The organism is Mesorhizobium sp. B2-5-11 (assembly GCF_006440835.1).
GTDB lineage: Bacteria > Pseudomonadota > Alphaproteobacteria > Rhizobiales > Rhizobiaceae > Mesorhizobium.
Genome location: NZ_VFUK01000021.1, coordinates 1 through 19,718 on the forward strand (window position 1 = coordinate 1; position 19,718 = coordinate 19,718).

General features: G+C 58.6%; 12 protein-coding genes and 1 pseudogene. 6 read left to right on the forward strand and 7 right to left on the reverse strand.

Going from position 1 to position 19,718, the window contains the following annotated elements; genetic code table 11:
* Window positions 1–131 precede the first annotated feature (131 nt).
* Window positions 132–1,403 carry an acetyl-CoA carboxylase biotin carboxylase subunit family protein gene (locus tag FJ490_RS31830; protein WP_064994946.1) on the reverse strand — a complete coding sequence of 424 codons (1,272 nt, stop codon included), beginning with the start codon at window positions 1,401–1,403 and terminating at the stop codon, window positions 132–134.
* Window positions 1,404–2,479: 1,076 nt separating this feature from the next.
* On the opposite strand from FJ490_RS31830, the gene FJ490_RS31835 reads away from it, so the two are divergent.
* Window positions 2,480–3,490: an alanine racemase gene (locus tag FJ490_RS31835; protein ID WP_084016112.1), complete on the forward strand. Its 1,011-nt coding sequence runs from the start codon at window positions 2,480–2,482 to the stop codon at window positions 3,488–3,490.
* Between the two features lie 1,010 nt (window positions 3,491–4,500).
* Entirely contained in the window at window positions 4,501–5,271 is a 771-nt protein-coding gene (locus FJ490_RS31845; protein ID WP_084016108.1) for a class I SAM-dependent methyltransferase, read from the forward strand.
* A gap of 491 nt (window positions 5,272–5,762) precedes the next feature.
* Here FJ490_RS31845 and FJ490_RS31855 read toward each other — a convergent pair whose 3' ends face one another.
* Together FJ490_RS31855 and FJ490_RS31860 are read right to left on the reverse strand one after the other, a co-directional pair.
* On the reverse strand, window positions 5,763–6,425 hold the full coding sequence (locus FJ490_RS31855; protein WP_198327544.1) for a hypothetical protein: 663 nt from the start codon (window positions 6,423–6,425) through the stop codon (window positions 5,763–5,765).
* Window positions 6,426–6,558: 133 nt separating this feature from the next.
* Entirely contained in the window at window positions 6,559–7,479 is a 921-nt protein-coding gene (locus FJ490_RS31860; protein ID WP_064994936.1) for a PLP-dependent aminotransferase family protein, read from the reverse strand.
* Between the two features lie 529 nt (window positions 7,480–8,008).
* Between FJ490_RS31860 and FJ490_RS31865 the strand changes: the two are divergent.
* A pseudogene (locus FJ490_RS31865) lies at window positions 8,009–8,761 on the forward strand (IS630 family transposase); the annotation flags it as partial.
* A 224-nt stretch (window positions 8,762–8,985) separates the two neighbouring features.
* On the opposite strand, the gene FJ490_RS31870 reads toward FJ490_RS31865, so the two are convergent.
* From FJ490_RS31870 to FJ490_RS31885, 4 genes are all read right to left on the reverse strand, one after another.
* Complete coding sequence (locus FJ490_RS31870; RefSeq protein ID WP_064994934.1) at window positions 8,986–9,837, reverse strand: MaoC family dehydratase N-terminal domain-containing protein; 852 nt, start codon at window positions 9,835–9,837, stop codon at window positions 8,986–8,988.
* Between the two features lie 194 nt (window positions 9,838–10,031).
* Window positions 10,032–11,015: a LysR substrate-binding domain-containing protein gene (locus tag FJ490_RS31875; RefSeq protein ID WP_084016104.1), complete on the reverse strand. Its 984-nt coding sequence runs from the start codon at window positions 11,013–11,015 to the stop codon at window positions 10,032–10,034.
* A 174-nt stretch (window positions 11,016–11,189) separates the two neighbouring features.
* Window positions 11,190–11,972, reverse strand: a complete 783-nt coding sequence (locus tag FJ490_RS31880) for a helix-turn-helix domain-containing protein (RefSeq protein WP_064994932.1) — start codon at window positions 11,970–11,972, stop codon at window positions 11,190–11,192.
* Between the two features lie 65 nt (window positions 11,973–12,037).
* Window positions 12,038–14,731 carry a 2-oxoglutarate dehydrogenase E1 component gene (locus FJ490_RS31885; protein WP_064994931.1) on the reverse strand — a complete coding sequence of 898 codons (2,694 nt, stop codon included), beginning with the start codon at window positions 14,729–14,731 and terminating at the stop codon, window positions 12,038–12,040.
* Window positions 14,732–14,921: 190 nt separating this feature from the next.
* On the opposite strand from FJ490_RS31885, the gene FJ490_RS31890 reads away from it, so the two are divergent.
* From FJ490_RS31890 to FJ490_RS31900, 3 genes are all read left to right on the forward strand, one after another.
* Complete coding sequence (locus FJ490_RS31890; RefSeq protein WP_198327542.1) at window positions 14,922–16,133, forward strand: CoA transferase; 1,212 nt, start codon at window positions 14,922–14,924, stop codon at window positions 16,131–16,133.
* A complete protein-coding gene (locus FJ490_RS31895) occupies window positions 16,130–17,815 on the forward strand; it encodes an acyl-CoA dehydrogenase family protein (RefSeq protein ID WP_084016102.1) in 1,686 nt (561 codons plus the stop codon). Before FJ490_RS31890 ends, FJ490_RS31895 begins: the two co-directional genes overlap by 4 nt.
* A gap of 705 nt (window positions 17,816–18,520) precedes the next feature.
* Window positions 18,521–19,702 carry a M24 family metallopeptidase gene (locus FJ490_RS31900; RefSeq protein WP_064994943.1) on the forward strand — a complete coding sequence of 394 codons (1,182 nt, stop codon included), beginning with the start codon at window positions 18,521–18,523 and terminating at the stop codon, window positions 19,700–19,702.
* Window positions 19,703–19,718 lie beyond the last annotated feature (16 nt).

The following is a 19,718-nucleotide window of genomic DNA, read 5'->3' on the forward strand; positions in this document are numbered from 1 at the left end:
CGGACCGCCCGAGCAACCCTCGGACGCGCAGTGTAGGGTGAGCCACCTCACCGGCAGAAGCGGACATACGGTCTTACTGAACACATGAAACATGAAGCAATCCTCAAATGCAGTGTCAGTGTCATCTAGAGCTAGCGAAGGGGAGGATGGCGTTCTGCAGATTGCTCCGGTTCGCCAGTGGTCAGGAATGGTGTGATCGACCAATCGATTAAGTCGACTGCACGCTGAAGTATGGCTTCCGTCCGAGCAAGGCTGGGTGAAGCGGCGGTAACAAATCCGATGCGGTCCAGGTAATCGCCTTTCCTGATGATCAGCGCCTTGGGTTCGACATGCAACTTGACCTCGGCGACACCTGGTACCGCAGCCGCCCGATTGCCGCCTTTGATCCAATTGAGGATACCATCGCGGTCGGGAATCATGATCCGCGCGGCCGCAATGTGGGAACGCTTTCTGCGTAAATCCCATTCTTCGCCAATGACAAGTTTGATGTGCTCGGAGATAAGATCGACACCGTAAGCCAGCTGAACCAGTTGAGGTGCGGGAGCGCCACCGAGGCGTGGATTAACTTCAATCACGACTGGGCCAAGCTTCGTCCATCGGAGATCAATGTTCGCTGGCCCCCAGCCGAGGTTGAGAGCCCGCAGACAGCTCAGCGAGACTTCGACGATACGCTTATCTTCGTCATCAGTCAGCACGGCCGGATAGGTGTACTTATGACAGACAAAATGAGGCGGGAGGCCGAAGTCAGCGATGGCAATGGCAACGACCTCATTCCCCATTGTGTCGACGCTATAATGGGGGCCTTGTGCGAATTCCTCGACCAGTATCCTCGGGGAGGATCGCCATATGTGCTTGCCGCTCAACAAATAGCTTGTTTGTTCGGCCACTTCATCAGCATTGCGGCACAATCGGACTCCGATGCTGCCGCTGCCTACCGCTGGCTTAACAATCACCGGAAGGCCGATCTCCGCGGCAGAGCTTTCTACCCCCGCCGCATCCGTTGCCAAGCGATAAGCCGGCATTGGAACGCCGGCCTCCGCGAGGAGCTGATGTTGAACGAATTTGTCGCAGCAACGTTCGATTGATGCGGGGTTCGGCCCCGGTAGATCGAACTGTCGACAGAGCTTGCCGACTGTCACAGAGGCAGATTCATCGCCGCCCGCAAAGCCAGTAATGCCAGCAATGTCATATATAGCACTCAGCCGGTGACATTCGCGGACCAGCGCATCGAGATTGCCTGTATCGATCCGAATAGCTTCAATGCTTTCTGCGGCAAGATAGTCGTACTGGGTTGGATCTGCCGCTAGGGCAATTGGATCAAGCCCGAGACGCTGGGCCTCCTGGATGTATTGCAGACCATTGCCCCTATGGCCTTCAACTAGGATGAGCGCTCTTCTTGCCATCTCCGTCGACCTCCGTTGCATACTGTGCGGTAGTCCGAGCGTAAGTTGGGATCAGCTGTTTCAGTTTTGCATGATCACAGACGCTGCGGAGAACGTACTATATTCGGCGATTGACGACTGCAAAGTTTCTGTAAATTCGTTTGAAGAATCGGTTGCGAGGTTTTGCTCGGGACGGGGGGTATGGAGCCGTTAGCTCCTAGCGTATCCGGCTGAAGTTCCACCACACGAGCCGATCGATGCGGGCGATTGTCCAGCCCCTTGGCGATGCGCTGAAGGGTTTGCTGGAGCTAGACGATTGGATGAATACCGTTCACTTTTTTTGCCGTCTGCGACGTGGTTGCTATGGTCCCCACACACGTCCACTGCCTTCGGAGCCAACGAAGAGACCTTTCTGATTTTTTGTTTGCGGCCTGATGGTGGCGCGCGACGATAGTGGAATCGAGTTCGCCCGTCCGTCGTTGAGGAAGTGTTCGAGTGCGGCACGTCGTGACGTTGCATATCGGATCACCTCGGAGTTTTGACTTCCTTGAAATGCGCGGCAAATTCCCATAGCCTGAACAGGTCGGAAGCGATCGCCGAGGACCGATCCTGGCGTGCAGCCATGCGAACCTTTGATTATGGCCCCGGATTGCATTCTCTACCTTCCGGCGATCGCCGCGACTCCTGTGACGCCACCATTTCTACCGAAGCCACATTACGCATCAAATGTGTTTGAGCACATTGATGCGGGAAATCCGCCCGCCAGGACCTGTGAGGGCGAAAGCCGAATGGCTGCCCTACTCGACCACGATCGTTTTTCTTCAAACTATTTTGCAGTATCTTCACACTGAGGAGCTCCTGACAACGCTATAAATATAGAGGTCAGGTGCGCATAAAAGACCTGACGATCGGACCTGCAGCCCAAGCATGCAAGATCGGAACCAACAACCCATGGCAAGGAGAGCATTCATCCTGGTTGAGGGCACAAGAGGTAATGGTCTGCCATACGTACAAGAGGCCACGGGCATCGAAAAGAGAGAAACAATGAGCAATCTGGGGGTACCGCGCAAACTCAGGAGAAGGATCGGAACGCCGTGATGAGCTTCGGCCCACTTCTAAAAATTGAACTTCAGAAAATCACCCACAATGCAGCAATTATTCGGGAAGCTTTGCGACACAACGGCCATTCCTTAATGGTCGTTGTCAAAAGCTGCTGCGGTGACCCCAACATAGTTCGGGCGATTGCGGCCGCCGGCATCTCGCAGTTTGGGGATTCCCGGATGAGCAACCTCGAGCGCCTGAGAGAGGCAAACATAGAAGGGGAATTCTGGCTTCTTCGGTCGCCAGCGCCGGACCAGCGTGAGCGAATGGTGGAATTGTGCAATGGCAGTTTGCAATCCGATCTGGATACGATCCGGAAGGTCGAACAATTACGGCCGCCTGCTCCGCATCGTGTAATCCTCATGCTTGACCTCGGTACCGGCCGGGAAGGCTTTCAGCCCAATGAGCTTCTGCGCGCCTGCGATGAAGTCGAGAGGATGGCGCATGTTGAGCTTTACGGATTGGGTATTTATTTTATGCATGCAAGCGACCCGGCCTTCGTGGAGACCACCCTGGGGCGCTTTGGAGAGATATGCAACGAGGTAGAAAGTGCGCTTGGACGTGTTTTGAAGGCTAAGTCGTTCGCCACCTCGCTTGTGTATGATCACATTCTCAAGTCCGGATTTGTTCCGTCAGGTCTCAATCATCTTCGATTGGGAACAATGCCAATCATCGGGCGTCTAACTAGCGTCGACGACACGCCGGCTCTGCCCGGACTCGCGACGGATACCGCCGTGCTTGAAATCAAGGTGATCCAAACCAAGGTTCTATGTGATCGACCAATCGCGCTGCTTGAGATAGGGAATCTTGATACGGATATTCGCGCACTGCGCCCGATTCAAAGCGACCTGCGGGTGATAGATAGCAGTAGCGATCACACCATTGTTGAACAAACGCCCGGTGCAACTTTACTTAAAGTCGGCGACGCGGTTGAGTTTACTGTGTATTATAGCAGTTTTGTACGCCTTATGAGTTCACCGTATGTAACTAGAAGTTATAGTGTCTGATTAGGATGAGTCCGGCACTTCCTCGCAGCGGGTGGCTGCGACAAAAGGGTTGGCTGCGCAAACACAGTGTGTGGAATTTTGATACATTCGAGCCTTCCAGTCACTTTGGCTGGCCTACCCTCGCCTGCGTCTGGCGGATTTGACAGAAGAAGTCAAATTGCACCGATTAATGGAGTTCTGCATATGGCAACTGTTGGCGAGCATATCGTCGATACATTTATTCCACATAAGATAGATCGCGTGTTCTGCGTGCCTGGCGAGAGCTAACTTGGCCTCCTTGACGCACTGTATGGGCGGAGCGATGTCGAAACTGTCTTTTGAAAGTGGTGCAGATTTCATGGCGCTTACCGACGCAAGGCTTCGGGTCGGCCCGGCGTCGCCTGTGTCAGCCGCGGTCTTGGCGCTCCTAACGCCTCATTGCGGTACATGCGGCCCAACTGGACGGCGTCGCCTTTATCCTCATTGTGGGGCAAGTCGCGGCGCAAGACCTGCGCCGGGAGTCCTTTCCAGAATCGAGTGCGATATGTTCGGCTCGATCGGCAAATGGACAGCCGAAATCACAGTTCCAGAACGCCGCAGAGACAATGCTGCGTTCGCTGCAGGCAGCTACGACGGACGTTCCCGGTCCTGTCGTCATCGCTTTGCCAGAAGACGTGCTGACTGCGGAATGCACCGCTAAGGCCGTCAAACGGCAGGCGGAAATCACCTCGATGTCACCACGCAAGGGTACGCATTTCCACTGCTTGTTCATCCCTCCCAACAGTTAGGCCACATTCACAATGACCTATCAGCCATGGGCACACGTTTTGCGAGCGATCTTCCATTGCCCGTTTGCCGATCTCATTCATCGACACCGTGGGCCATCTGGAGAGCTTGCTCCCTGACCGAGAAAACAGTTCGAAGACTTCCCGTCTCTTGCGAAGGTGAATTCTGGTAAGCCAAAAAACCTACAGAAATGTCAACGGTTTACAATGTACACTTGATCGAAATTAAATTGGAGATTTGAACGTATGACCGGCAGATCAAATAAATTGTGCTCGACGGAGCGCTCGGATGAACATGATGTATATTTCAATGAGGATTACTCGTACTTTGGAGACGTCGTACATTCGCCAGAAGCGAGTGACAGGCAAGCAGACGCAATTTGGAAGCTTCTTTGTCTCGCACAAGGCAGCCCAGTTCTTGAACTCGGATGTGGTTATGGGCGGATTACCAACCGGTTGGCGGAGAAAGGAGCGCGGGTAACCGGATTGGATATCTCGCCGATCCTGCTGAAAAAAGCCAAAGCAGATGCGGCAGAAAGCGGGATGGATGTCGAATATGTTCTTGGCGACATGCGTTCTCTTCCCTGGCGGGATGGATTTGACGCAGCCTTTCTGTGGCATTTGACGTTTGGTTATTTCAGCGACGCGGACAATGAGAGAGTTCTTCGTGAAGCCGCCTCCTCACTTCGAAAAGGCGGGCGTCTGCTCATCGATCACTTAAATATTTTCGCTGTGCCAAGCCACGGGGCGCCTACCTGTTACGTTGCACAGCGTAATGACGATCTAAGAATCGATATGATGAGCACCGAGGTGCTAACCGGTCGTCGGCATTGCGATAGGCTTATCGTTCGCAATGGGTGCGTTAGACGAACCCATCTTTATTTTAGACTCTATGGGTTTGCGGAATGCGCTCGCATGTTGCGGAGCGCGGGATTCGAAAGTGTTGACGCTTATGGGGAGGAAGGCGCAGCGTTTACATCCGATGGTCCTCGCCTCGTCATTGTCGCCCGCAAATAATACCGATAGTTACTGTCTGTTGTGGCGGCAAGGACATCGAGGTAGCTGCAGGGCAACGAGTCCAAATCCTATGAGGTGGATAGCGACCTGCGCTGTGGCAAAGTGAGGTCGCTAAACTCTCACACTGGAGGCAAGCATGCCCGCTGAAGCTACCCAATCCGAAGCGCCGGCCACTCCGCGCCACGGCATTAATAATGCCTCCTCCACCGCTGTCGCTTCTAAGAGTTTGTCGAGCCTGTTGTTCGGCAGGAAAGCGAGGTCGCCCATTGCGGCTTCGGCCGCCGACTCACTCTTAGGCAGCCGAGCCACGGTGGGGCGCGAGAATCTGAGTGTTGCACCTATCGACCACGACGCTGTAAAGGCGGGCATGCTCAAATATGGGCGATTGAACGCACCCTACCGCCTTGTCCTTTGTCAGAAGATTAACCAGCGGCAGGCGACATTCTCGCGCGCGGAAAGCGTCATCGCGGCCAATCTCGTCATGCTATTGTTCAAGTCTTGCGCGCTGGAATATAGCCGGCCGCAGCAGCGGCTGAGCCAAAACTCTCGCCCGCGCGAATACGCTCTTCCACCTGCGCATCAATAGCTACTATTCTCTCTGCTTTCGCCAGAATCTCTTCTACTCGGGCACGCGGTACAGCCATAATTCCCGTATCATCACCGATCACAAGATCTCCTTGTGATACTGAAATACCCCCCATCATGATGTCACAACCAATTGGAAGAAGCTTCACCCGGGTTTTGCCCGTTGTAGGTGCAACCCACCGGCTTGAAAGCCACAGTCCCGTTTCGCGAATTTCATCTAAGTCTCGGCAGGCGCCGTCTATCACGACAGCCGTAGCCTGCCGATTTTTTGCGGCTATGGCGGCAAGACCGCCCATTGTCGAAATGGGCTCACCGTTCATATCCACCATCAACACCTTGCCAGGGCCCGTCGCTTCAATCAGCTGGCCGACCGCGAAGTCGGCCTTCTCAAAATCGCCCAATACACCGGTTAATTCGCGCGCAGTGACCGCGAAGCCGATCATGCAGCCGCTGCCGCTCCGTCGCGCGATGCCCTGAATAGTCCCCTTGATTCCGAGTTCGTCCAATGCATCCGACCATGCGCTGACCCCGAGCGCCGCACCACGCTCCAGGATCTCGTTCTCGTTCATTGTCACTTGGACTGCTCCTGCTCCTATTGAATGTTCCGGTGTCGATGCGAGTCGAGCCCACAGATTGCCCGATGATCAGCATTACTCTCTAGCGTCCGGGGGCCTATTTCAAGGCAAAGCCAGATACCGCGAATTACTCGGGATCAACTTGTTCGACTTTAGTGCTTGGCGAGATCCTTCCCAATAATGCTGACAGGACCTCTACGCCCCTGCGCACGGTAACCTCATCCATCGAGGAGAATGGCAAGCGCGAGAACGTCGCTGACGGCTTGCTGACGAAAAACCCGTCGCCATCGGCGACGTCTAGCCCCGCATTGCTGGCCTCCTTGCGCAGCCGCTGAGCATCCACCGGGTGCGCGAGTGTCACTCCCACAAATACGCCGCCGTCGGGCCGCACATAGCGATGGCCGGCCATGAATTCGTCCAGTGCCGAGACCATCGCCTCCAGACGCGGCGCATAGAGATGCCCAAGGGCGGCAAGCTGATCGCCTAAAAACCCACGGCGGAGCCATTCGCCAGTCACCGAGAGCGCGAAGTTGCCAGGCGTTACGTAGGTGCTCTCAGCCACCTTGGCCGCCGCGCTGATGGTATGCGGCGGCGCAATGAGATAGGCTGCGCGAAGACCAGGCGCGATCACCTTGGAGAAAGAATTGAGCTGGACCGTTACATCGCGGCCAATATCGAGGATTGACGGCTCTTGGGCGCCCTTGTAGCGAAGAAAGCGATAGGGGCTGTCTTCGACAATCCGGAAATCATGGGTCCTCGCCAGATCGACAAGATGCTGACGCTTGGTGGATGACCACGTGGTGCCGGTTGGATTTTGGAAATCCGGAACTGTATACATGAAGACGGGCCCGCGCCGCGCCGCGGCGTTCAACGGCTCGAGCGCCGGTCCATCCGCTTCCATCGGTATGGCGATGACATTTGCGCCGTAGTGGCGCAGCAGGTGGACCACTCGGTCGTAGCAAGGCTCCTCGATGAGCACGGTTTTGCCGGGCTTCAGCCAAATGCGACACAAAATGTCGAACAGACCGACAGAGCCGTCAGCAGCCATCACGTTGGCATGTCCACACCATGATAGTCGGCGAGCCATTCCCGCAGCGGCAGGGGCCCGACCGCGGGCCCATACTGGTAGGCGACAACCTCGCGGGATGACGCCAACCCTTGGACGCAGAGCTCCAACTGCGCGCGTGGAAAGGCTTCTTCGGCAGGAACTCCGCGTGCGAAATTGATGCGTTTGGGCATAGTCTCACTCTCTCTGTCTGGCGGAAGAAATCGTAGCCAAGCACCGTTATAAATGCAGTCGCGCGTTACTATTATCAGCTATGCCGGGTTGAGATAGGCGGGGAGCGATCTGTGTCGCGGGAGTTGCGTAGTCCGCATTCGTTCGACAGCGCCTGGGTCAGGAAGCAAGAAGGCCAACGAGTGCCCTAGAGCGGGATGAGATTTATGGGAGTCGTGGGATTCCCAAATCAGCGTTGATCTGATTCAACCTTGATGCTGGGCGGAGGCCAGCATGGATGGTTGGATATTCGATGGACCTGCGCGAACGGGTTGTTGCGGCGGCTGCTCGATTTGGCGTATCGGGAGCGTGGCGCGACTGGCTTGTCGAGCGCTGCCGGGAGAAGGACTTCACCTTGCGCGGCCTTGTGGCCGAACTCGGCGAGCGCGGCCTGAAGGTCGACTGCCGCTCGGTGTGGGAGTTCGTGCACGCCGAGAAGCTGTCTCACAAAAAAAGACGCTGATCGCCTGCGAGCAAGATCGTCCCGATGTTGCGCGCCGACGGATGCAATGGGTTCTGTATCAGGACCGGATCGATCCCACCCGCCTGGTGTTCATCGACGAGACCTGGACCAAGACCAACATGGCCCCGCTCAGAGGCTGGGCGCCGGTCGGACAGCGGATCAAGGCCAAAGTGCCGCATGGCCACTGGAAGACCATGACCTTCCTGGCTGCGCTGCGCCATGATCGCGTCGAAGCGCCTTGGCTCATCGACGGACCAATCAACGGCGAGAGGTTCCTCCTCTATGTCGAGAAGGTTCTCGTACCCACCCTCCAGTCGGGCGACATCGTTGTGATGGACAATCTCGGCTCTCACAAAAGCAAGGCCGTTCGGCGCGCCATTCGCAAAGCCGGGGCGAAGCTCTTCTTCCTGCCCAAATACTCGCCCGATCTCTCCAATCGAACAGCTCTTCGCCAAGCTCAAGCACTGGCTGCGAAAAGCGGCAAAGCGAACCGTCGAAGCCGTCTGCGACGCAATCGGCCAAACCCTCAATCGTGTCACTCAACACGAATGCTCAAACTATTTCGCAAACTCAGGCTATGACCGGAGCTAATCTCATCTCGCTCTAGCAGTCTGGTGGGGAAGGCTGGTGATGTTAGAACGGGCATTAAGATCCTCCGCCTGCACGCGGATGCGAAGGCGCGAGTTAGCGAGCGGTGTGGCGATCTGCTCGGCCTGGTCGGTGGAGCTCAGAACAGGTTCGACCGCCACGCCTGCAAGCCGCAATGACGGCACAAGCTCTGCCCGCACGCCTCGCAGCTGTGACGTTGCTGAGGCTCATCCCCAGGCTGCCTCCGCGATCATCGCTACTGGACCATCTTGACGCGCGGTCCAAAGTTTCATTTTTCCGTCTTCCTCCGCCGCATGCAGGTTTATGGATTCATCATCAAAGAGCGATGAAGCCGCGCGGAAAACGAACTTCGACGGGGGCTTGCCCTTCAATTCGGCCGCATAGTTCAAAAGCAGTGTCGCCTGCAGCGGTGCATGAATGACAAGGCCGGAATAATGCTCGACCTCGACGGCGTAAGGGCGGTCATAGTGGATGCGATGGGCGTTGAACGTCAGCGCCGAATAGCGAAAGAGCAACGGAACGGAGACGCCGACCTGCCGGTTATGCGATCCCATCGCAGCTGCCTCGGTATCCGGCTGGTTTGAAGCGTCCTGCGCCGTGCTTGCCTCTCGGTACACGATCGTCTGCGTCTCCTCGATCATGACTGTCCCCAAGACACTAAGCTTGTGCTCCACTGTTACGAAGCAAAGCGTTCCAGTCCGGCCTTCCTTGACCGCCACGTCGGCCACCTGCGAGACCCGCTCGACCAGGTCGCCCACTCGCAACGCTCCGGAAAAGGCAAGGCTGCTGCCGGCCCACATGCGTCGCGGCAACGGGACCGGGGGCAGAAAACCGCCCTTCTCTGGATGACCGTCCTCAGCAAGCAAGCTCGTTGGCATAGCGGAGGGGGCAAGGCAGTAGTTGATAAGCAGCGGCGCAGCATCGCCCAGCGACGGAACGGCGCCCTTAATATCGATGGCCGCACTGAACCGTCGAACCAGATCGGGCGAAATGGTATCGGATGCGCTTTCCTCACGGCCGATCCATGAGCGAAGCCGCTCGACGTCCAAATTAGGCATCAGTATGCTCGGTTTGGGGTGCGCAGGCGGTGTGTCGTGAGTCCGTGCCGGGATCGGTCGACAGGGTCGCGGGTTGCCAAGGAAGATAGCCACGTCATTCTCGAGCCCTTCGTTGCTGACTAAGCGAGCCTGTGATGGGCGTTCTCGGGCCCGGGCGACAGACCCTGTTATGGGAAACTAGCTATGCCCCTTGGTTATAGGTCGCCGCAGCCATCATAGGGGATTGAGGCTTTGCTGAGACGTCCCATCATGCGACCGTCTTCGACGGCCTTGCGAAGTTCGACGCGCACCCGGCGGGCAAGCTCGCGCATGGCGAGTGTGGTTGGCCTCTGCAGCGAAAAGGCCAGCATGAAGCGTTGCGTGAGATTGGGCTCGACCAGCTTCCTGAAGCTGAATTCGGGATTGCTGGCCTCGAAATTGATCACGCCGTGCGGCAGCACTGTCAGGCCATGCCCGTCGCGGACCAGTTTCTTGAGCGGCGCCAGAGCATCGACTTCCGCCTTGATGTCAAGCTCAAGGCCAAGCCGTTGCATGGCGCCGTCCAATTCGCGGCGCAGGCCATGATTGCGGCCGACGAGCAGGAGCGGCAAGCCGACCAGCGCAGGGGTCGGGAAGGTTTCCGTGTCGGGGGCGATGGCGTCAATATCTCTTCTTCGACCGAACAAAAGCAGGTCGACCTCGAGCAGGGGGTCCATGCGCATATATGGCGCCTTGCGTGCATTGTTGATGATGGCCATGTCGACGCGGCCGCTGGCCAGCCATTCATTGATGAAGCCGGAAAGGCCGTCCACCAGATGAAGCTTTATCTGCGGATAATGCACGAAGAAATCGCTCACGATCTCCGCGCCGATCGCAGCACTCATGGATGGCGGCATGCCGAAGACGATGTCGCCTGCGGGAACCTTGGCGGCGGCGACCAAGTCCGATTTGACCTGATCAAGCTCCCGTAGCACCGGCACGATGGCGGCATAGAACTGAGCCCCTTCCTCTGTGGCCCGAACGCCGCGACCGTGGCGATACAAAAGCTGCACCCCCAGTTCTTCCTCCAACTGCCTGATCTGGCGACTCAAGGCTGGCTGGGCGACTCCAATGATGCTCGAGGCCTTCGAGAGCGCGCCTGATTCCGTGACAATCAGGAAATGTCTTAGCTGTCGCAGTTCCAAAAGGGCTGACTCCAATCAGGTCGCGAGTGTTGTCCCGAGATCATGCCTGTCTGTTATATCTTAGAAAGATGCCGTGCTTAAAGCGCGATTCGCTGGTCTAAGGTCGTCCCGCATGAGAGGCAGCTTGCGGATCTCTAAGGCATTGAGACAGGAGCGCGGTTGCGGGAGCTTTTTGCACTGGCGTTGGCCTCATGAATAATCGGATGAGAGCAGGCGGCCAATGCGGTTGGCCGCCGCCGTGAGCTTGGGCAGGATCTTGGCGAGCTGCCGCCGCCTGTCGCCAGCCATGCGCAGCATCAGGCTGCTGAGGGCGATATATTCACCGGCCACGGTCGGCACAGGGACCGCCACGGCCCAGATTCGTGACTGGTAGACCTCGTCAAGGTAAGCCTGTTCGGCAAAGGCGTAGCCATGGCAACGGACGTCCTCGAGCCTTTCCGGGAGCGCCGCTAGAAGCGTGGGATTGCTATCCCAGCGCGACGAACTCTGCCCTCGGGCCAGCGCCTGACGGCGTTCCTCGGGAGACATGCGCGAAAGGGTCACGAGGCCGACGCCGGTGGCGACGAGCGGAATGCGCGCACCAACCCTGCCTGGGATCGATAATCCCAGCGCGGCGCGGTTGGAATAGGCGATCACCATGGCGTCGCCGTCGAAGACCGCCAGATTCGACGGCCACCCGATCTCTATATGCAACTGCTCCACCACAGGCATTGCGAGCTCGATCAAGCGATAATGAGGGTCATATCCGCGGCTGAGGGCTAGGGTCCGCCCGGTCACCTTGTAGGTCGTCTTGCCAGCTTGGCGATAGACGTAACCGCCCTCGAGCAGCGTTTCGACGAGGCGGACCACAGTTGGCTGCGGCAATTTGCAGAGGTTTGCAATGTCCGACACATTGATTGGTCCATGCTCGCTGACGGCTCGCAACACCGCCAGCCCCCTCTGCACAGCTCTCACCGGTTCAAAAACGGACATTGGGCAGTTGATCCCGGTTGTATCCTCCCGATCGCCTAGCTTATGGTCCCGATCAGGTCGAGAGCCTATTCCGCGGCCTGAGCGCTAACGGCAGGTGACAGTGCCGAGGCGATAATATCGTTTTGCTCCACCTCATGCCGGTCGATCGATCCACCGGCGGCTGCAGCCATCGCTGGCCGTCCGACATAGGCGAGCGGCCGGTCGGGCGCCATTTCGCCCACGCGATCCCGCATGAAAGACCATGCCCCTTGATTGGAAGGCTCCTCCTGGCACCACACGATCGGAATGCCCTGGAACCGCTGGAGGACCGCGCCGATGGCTTCGCTCGGGAAGGGATAGAGCTGTTCGACGCGGACCAGCGCCACGTCGTTGATGCGCTCTTGCGCCATAGCCGCCCGAAGGGCGTAGGCGATCTTGCCCGAGCAGAGCACCAGCTTGCAGCACGTCGAGGCGCAGGGGGCCTCGACGATCACTGGCTGGAAAGACGTTCCCTCGGCGATATCATCAAGCCTCGATACGCAATCGCGTAAGCGCAGCAGTGACTTCGGGGCGATCAGAAACAGCGGCTTGCGCATCGAGCCCCGTACCTGTCGGCGATAGAGGTGGAACAGGTTTGCCGGCGTCGAGGGGTTTGCGACGACAAGATTGCCGCCGGCACAGGATTGAAGTATACGCTCGATACGAGCCGAGGAATGGTCCGGGCCCTGGCCTTCGAGCCCGTGCGGCAGGGCAATGATGAGCCCGGAGCTCATCCGCCACTTCGCCTCGGCAGTTACAATGAACTGGTCGACGACCACCTGGGCGCCATTCAGGAAGTCGCCGAACTGGGCCTCCCAAACCACCAGTCGCGTCGGGTCGGCTAGGCTCATTCCGTATTCAAAGCTCAGCACCCCATACTCTATCAAGGGCGAGTTCACCGCGTCAAAGCGCGCGCCGGCCTGGCCCAGGCCCGCGAGAGGCATCGCAGTCTGACCGGTGCGCCGGTCATGCAAGACCAGATGGCGCTGCGTGAACGTGCCTCTGGCGCTGTCTTGTCCGCTCAGTCGCACCGAGGTGCCTTCGTCCAGAAGGGAGGCGAAAGCCAGAGCCTCGGCGGTGGCAAAGTTGAAGCCGCTGTTTTTCTCGATCGTCTCCAACCGCGCCGTCAGGAAGTTGCGCACCTTCGGGTCGGCTTCGAAGCCGTCGCCGACGGCACTCATGCGCCGGGCCGAGTCCAGCAGCCGATCGCGCGCGACGCCGGTCACGATGCCGAAGGGGAAGGGGCCAGCGGGCTGCGGCGGGGCAAAAATGTCAGTTTGGCGCTCCGGTTCCCCGTTACTCATCTGGTCATATGTCGTATAGGCTCGGTCGAGCGCCAAATGGAACGCCCTGCGCTTCGCCTCTGCCATATCGAACGCTGTGGCCGAGGCGGCCTTGACACGATCCGAATGCAATTGCTTGAGCGTCGGCCGCTCGTCGACCTTGGACCAGGTAAGCGGCTGTGTGAAACGCGGTTCGTCGAGTTCGTTGTGGCCGTTGCGGCGGTAGCAGACCAGGTCAATGATGACGTCCTTCCCTGTCGCATTGCGCCACGCGACCGCAACGCGGGCGACCGCAGCGGCGGCAATTGGGTCTTCGCCGTTGACATGGAAGATCGGCACGCCGAAAGCCTTGCCGATATCGCTCGGATGCGGCGACGAACGTCCCTCTGACGGGAGGGTCGTGAACCCGATCTGGTTGTTGACGATAAGATGGATAGTGCCCCCGACACTGTAGCCAGCCAGCGCGGAAAGCTGGAGCAATTCCCAGACGAGACCCTGGCCGGCAAAGGCAGCATCAGTATGCATCAGGAACGGTAGGACCTGCGAGGCACCGGTCGTGCCAGCGTTCGCCCTCCCCTTCTGCTCCTGTCTGGCGCGCGCCGCCCCGACAGCTACGGGCGCGACAACGATCAGATGGGATGGGTGAGGCAGCAGACGCACAGCCACTTTACCTGCGCCGGTCTCGACCTCCGCAGCCAGGCCGTTGTGGTAAGGCACGTCGCCGGTGAAGGCCGCAGCGCCATCGGTGATGTCGCGCCCCTTGATCTCGGCAATTAGCGCCGGCAGCGGCTTGCCGAGCACGGTCGCAAGCGTCGCCAGGCGGCCCCGGTGCATGCCGCCGATAACCACCTCCCGGACTCCCACCTCGGCCGCGTAGCGAAAGATCTCGCGAGAGATGACGGCCGACGACTCCGCCCCCTCTATGCCGAAACGCTTTTTGGTCGGCCATTTTGTTTTGATGAAATGTTCGAATTCGTCGGCCAGCATCACCGCTTCAAGCGTGCGCGCATACACCTCGTCGTTAGCTTTGGCGAGGATCTCGCGTTCGAAGCGCTCATAGACCCATGCGCGTTCATCGGTATCGAGTAAATGGCTGGCCTCGATGGCTGCCGTGCCGCAATAGATCGAGCCGAGCGTGGCGATCGCCTGTGCTTTTGGCAGGCTCACTTCCCCGCCGGCTAGCGTCAAGGCAACGGAATCTTCGCCGCCTTCAATAGAGTTCAGTTCCGGGATGAGGCCGGGAGCGCTCATTTCAAGAGGGTCGAGGCGGGCCTGGCGGTGCCCATAAATCCGAAACAGTTCGGCTATGCGGTCGCCATTGTCGCCACTGGCGTGCGCCGGCGCTTCCATCAAGGCGAGCTTCACCCGCCAGTCGGCTGGTACCGACGCCGGATCTTTCACGAAGCGTGCATACAAATCCAGGAAAAAGGCGCTATCGCCACTGAGGGGCAGGGTCATAGATGCTCTCTTGAGGGCACGTTCGGTTGTCGCCGAACCAATAAAGGGTGCTAAGAAGAAGTCTCGACATTTTGGAGCGCGTATTCACGCAATGAATAAAATGAGCCGTATTCCTTGATGGGCGGGGCTATTTCCCCCATGAGGTGAGCTGAACTTGACGGGTTAAGCGATGTATGGACTTCTTCATGGTGTGCGGGTGATCGAGGGGGCATCCTTCATTGCCGCTCCCTTCTGCGCGCTCTCGCTTGCCCAGCTGGGCGCTGAGGTCATTCGCTTCGATGCAATCGGCGGCGGTCCTGATTTTCATCGTTGGCCACGCTCTCCCGGCGGCGGCAGCTTCTATTGGGAAAGTCTCAACAAGTCCAAGAAGTCCATTGCCATCAATCTCGCGGACCCTCGCGGACGTGAGCTTGCTGCGGCTCTGGTGACTGCCCCAGGCGAAGGCGGCGGCATCTTCGTCACCAACTATCCTGTGGCCGGATTCCTGTCGCATGATCGGATGGCAGCGCGCCGGCCGGACGTGATTACGGCGCGTATCATGGGCCATGCCGACGGCGGCAATGCTGTCGACTACACCGTCAATTGCGCTATGGGCGTCCCGATGATGACCGGCCCCGCCGAGAAGCCCAACGATCCTGTCAATCACGTTCTGCCGGCCTGGGACCTTTTGGCCGGGTCGACTGCGGCGACCAGCGTCCTTGCCGCGCTTATCAGCCGTCGTGCCACCGGACTGGGTCAGGAGATCCGCGTCCCGCTAAGCGACATCGCCGCCGCCACGCTCGGCACGCTAGGCCAGGTGGCCGAGGTGGTTGTAAACGGACGGGACCGCCCGAAGATAGGCAATGACCTCTTCGGAGCCTTCGGCCGCGATTTTCTCACAGCAGACGGCCAGCGGCTGATGATCGTGGCGATTACCAGCCGCCAATGGAGTGGGCTGGTGCAGGCCCTCGGCATTGAGGCCGGGGTCGCTACGCTCGAGGCTGAGCTGGGTGTCTCGTTCGCACAGGACGAGGGGCTGCGCTATGAGCACCGTGGTCGCCTAGGCGCGTTGGTCGAATATGCCGTTTCAACGAGCCCGGCCGCTCACCTAACAGCGCGCCTTGATGAAGCCGGCGCATGCTGGGGGCCGTATCGCACATTGTCGGAAGCGGTCGCCAAGGAGAAACCCTTCCAGCCGGAAGGCGAACTCTTCACAGACGTGGACCATGTCAGCGGACACACCTATCCAACGCCAGGCTATCCCGCGACCTTCCGGGGACTTCAGCGCCAGACGCCGGTACGGGCCCCGAAGCTCGGAGAACACACGGAAGAAGTGCTGGCCGGCGTTCTCGCCCTACCCAGCCACGAGATTGCCGCCTTGCATGATAGCGGCGTCGTCCAGAGTCCAGGAGCACATGCGTGACGGCCAATCCTCTCGAGTTCGCTTCAGGCGCCACCCTTGTCGCGTTGGCGAACAGTGCCGTGACCGCAGCTGAACGCTACGTCGCTGCCGTCCGCGAAAAGGTTCAAACCTTGGTTGCTCCCCAAGGAAAGGTGGATTCGCGCTTGCTTGACCGGTCTCAGCGCGTGGCCCACGGCTTCGCCTGGCTGGCAACGTCGGTGGCTACGCTCAATGCGGTTGCGGCCTGGGGCGCGCGCCATCTGCGCGAAGGGACTTTGCGGCGTGGCGACGAACTCGTGATCGCTATCGGGTTCGGCGAGTATCTTGGCCAGCTCGTAGGCGGGCTCCCGATGAGTCAAAATGAGATTCTCCGCCCGGCGGAACTTAGCGCTACCGCCGAGGCCCTCGCGCTCCTGCGCGAGCCCTCGGTCGCGTCCTTCATGGCTCATGGCAATTCTCCCGCGCACCGCGAGGAACTTGTCTCGCTGGCCGCCCAAGGAGACGCGGTGAGTGAAAAGCTGGGCGATGACGACCTCGACTTGATCCGGCTCGAGATTCGGCGCTTCGCCGACGAGCGCATCTTGCCGAATGCCCATGGTTGGCACCTGAGAGACGAGCTGGTTCCGGACGAGATCGTCACAGAGATGGCGCAGCTGGGCGTGTTCGGCATCTGCATCGATCCCGCGTTCGGCGGACTGGGCCTTGGCAAGCTCGCAATGTGTGTCGTGACCGAAGAGCTGAGCCGGGCCTGGATTGCGACCGGCTCGCTCGGCACGCGCTCGGAGATCGCTGGCGAGCTTATAGCAGCCGCCGGCACGCTCGAGCAAAAGCAGCGCTGGCTTTCCCGCATCGCCTCTGGAGAAATCTTGCCGACCGCGGTTTTCACCGAGCCGGACACCGGGTCTGATCTTGCGAGCCTGAAGACCCGGGCGGTCAAGACACCCGAAGGCGGCTGGCTCATCCAAGGCAACAAGACATGGATCACGCACGCTTCGCGTAGCGATTTGATGACGGTGCTGGCCCGCACCAATCCCGCCTCGACCAGTCATGATGGACTTTCCATGCTGGTTGTCGAAAAGCCACGCGGCACCCGGGACGAGCCTTTTCCGTCTTTCGGCATGAGTGGTGGCGAAATCGAAGTCCTCGGTTATCGGGGGATGCGCGAATATGACATCGCTTTTGACGGCTTCGCCGTCCCGCCCGGCGGACTGCTCGGTGGGGCCGAGGGTCAGGGCTTTCGCCAATTGATGCGAACGTTCGAGGGCGCGCGCATCCAGACTGCAGCCCGCGCGGTCGGCGTTGCGCGTCGCGCGTTTGAGCTGGGTTTGGGCTATGCGCTGGAGCGCAGGCAGTTCGGCCGATCGATCGTCGCCTTCCCACGGGTCCACGACAAACTTGCCATGATGCTCACCGAAACCGTGATGGCCCGCGAGATGACCTATTTAGCCGCCCGCCAAAAGGACTTGGGCACGCGCTGCGACATCGAGGCCGGTATGGCAAAGCTGCTCGCCGCACGCGTTGCTTGGTCGAACGCCGACACCGCGCTCCAAATCCACGGCGGTAATGGCTACGCCCTTGAGTATGAGATCTCGCGTGTCCTTTGCGACGCCCGCATCCTGAACATCTTTGAAGGCGCTGCCGAAATCCAAGCCCACGTCATCGCCCGGGGCATGCTGCAACAGCAGCCGGGGCAGCAAAACTAGATCGGGGCGTTGCCAAGTCGCCCCAGCATTTCGAAATTATCTGTCAAAAAACGCATCAAGAACCTGCCCATTCGTCCCTAAGGCGGCTTGTGATCCTAGTCGTCGACAACATGTTGGCTATGCCGAACCCGGTGAGATCGCCGAGGCAGCGATCGCCGCCTATGCGCAGGAAGAAGCGACCGCCGCTCTCCAGCGCCCGAGCATCTATTCGCGATGCGCCAAGGACGGTCAATGGGAGCATAAGCCACTCCGATCGCACGAACCGTCGCAGCGTTGCGCACGGCTGTCGAGGCTTGGCGTCAGAATGGCCTGAAGGCGCTGTGGTGCCGCTATGGTGCGATGCATTCAGAGCGCCCGAGTAGCGCGACAATCCGGGAGAAGGCACTCTCACTTTGATTGCCGAGCTGCAAGCCCGTTGGTCTCGGCAATAGGTTCAGCTTTCGCTGATCGCAAATGATGATCTCAAAATGCGATGGGATACCCCGTTGATTTATATTGGCCATGCCGCTGTGTGCCTTGATATCATCCCTCAGTTCCTAATTGCGTCTAACTGGATCATTTAGGCGTCGCGGGTGGGCTAAAATTGTCTGTCGTAATGAAACTCTTGAAACGGAACACTTTGAGTTATCAAGGGATGAGGGCGTCGTAGCAAGGCCTAGACAGACTACGGCGTATCAGTTGCTCATCGCACAACGGGAGTACCAAATGACTACAGCTGAATTGCGATTTGAGGTCTCAGAATATCAAGAGCGCCTCGCCAAAACCCAAAAGGCAATGGAGCGAGCAGGGGTCGACTTGCTCATCGTCACCGATCCTGCAAACATCGGTTGGCTGACGGGTTATGATGGCTGGTCGTTCTACGTGCACCAATGCGCGATTGTTCGACTTGATGGGCCGCCGATCTGGTTCGGTCGCAAGATGGATGCGAACGGTGCAAGAAAGACGACCTATCTCGGCGAAGAGTGCATCAAGTTCTATGAAGACTACTACGTTCAATCTGACGACTTCCATCCAATGACCGTGCTTGGGCAGTTGATCACCAGTAGCGGATGGGGCTCGTCGACGATCGGCATTGAAATGGACGTGCCGTACTTCACCCATGCGGCTTTTGACGCCCTTGAGACGAGCCTTCCGAACGCAAAGTTCAAAAACACCACGCGGCTGGTGAAATGGCAGCGGATTGTGAAGTCTGCCCGCGAGATGGAATACATGCGCGGTGCCGGCAAAATCATCACTGCGATATACGAGCGCATCGAAGAAGTTCTTCGTCCGGGGCTAAGACAGAACGATCTCGTCGCTGAAATTTGCGATGCCGGTATCCGCGGTGTCGATGGATTTTGGGGTGACTATCCCGCCGCCTTTCCGCTCATTGGCGCTGGGGCGAATGCAGCGGCTCCTCATCTGACCTGGACTGATCGTCCTATAAAGCCACACGAGAGCATCTTTTTCGAATTGGCTGGCGTTTACAAGCGTTATCATGTCCCGCTGTCTCGAACGTTTTATCTGGGAAAGCCGCCCCGGAAGATTCTCGATGCCGAGAAGGCGATCCTTGAAGGAATGGGAGCTGGGTTTGAGCAGCTTCTTCCCGGCAAGACCTGCGAAGATGTGGCGTTAGCATTCTTCAAAGAACTTGCGCGACACGGCCTAAAGAAGGAAGGGCGAACCGGCTACTCAATCGGAATGGCCTACCCCCCTGGCTGGGGCGAGGCGTCGGCAAGCTTCCGTAAGGGCGATCACACGGAACTTAAGCCAGGAATGTGCTTTCATTTCATGTCTGGCCTCTGGTACGGCGACTGGGGTATCGAGATTACTGAAAGCCTCATGATAACCGACGGAAAGCCGGAAGTTCTGTCGAACAGCCCCCGCAAATTAATCATAATCGAATAATTCAGCTATGCATCGG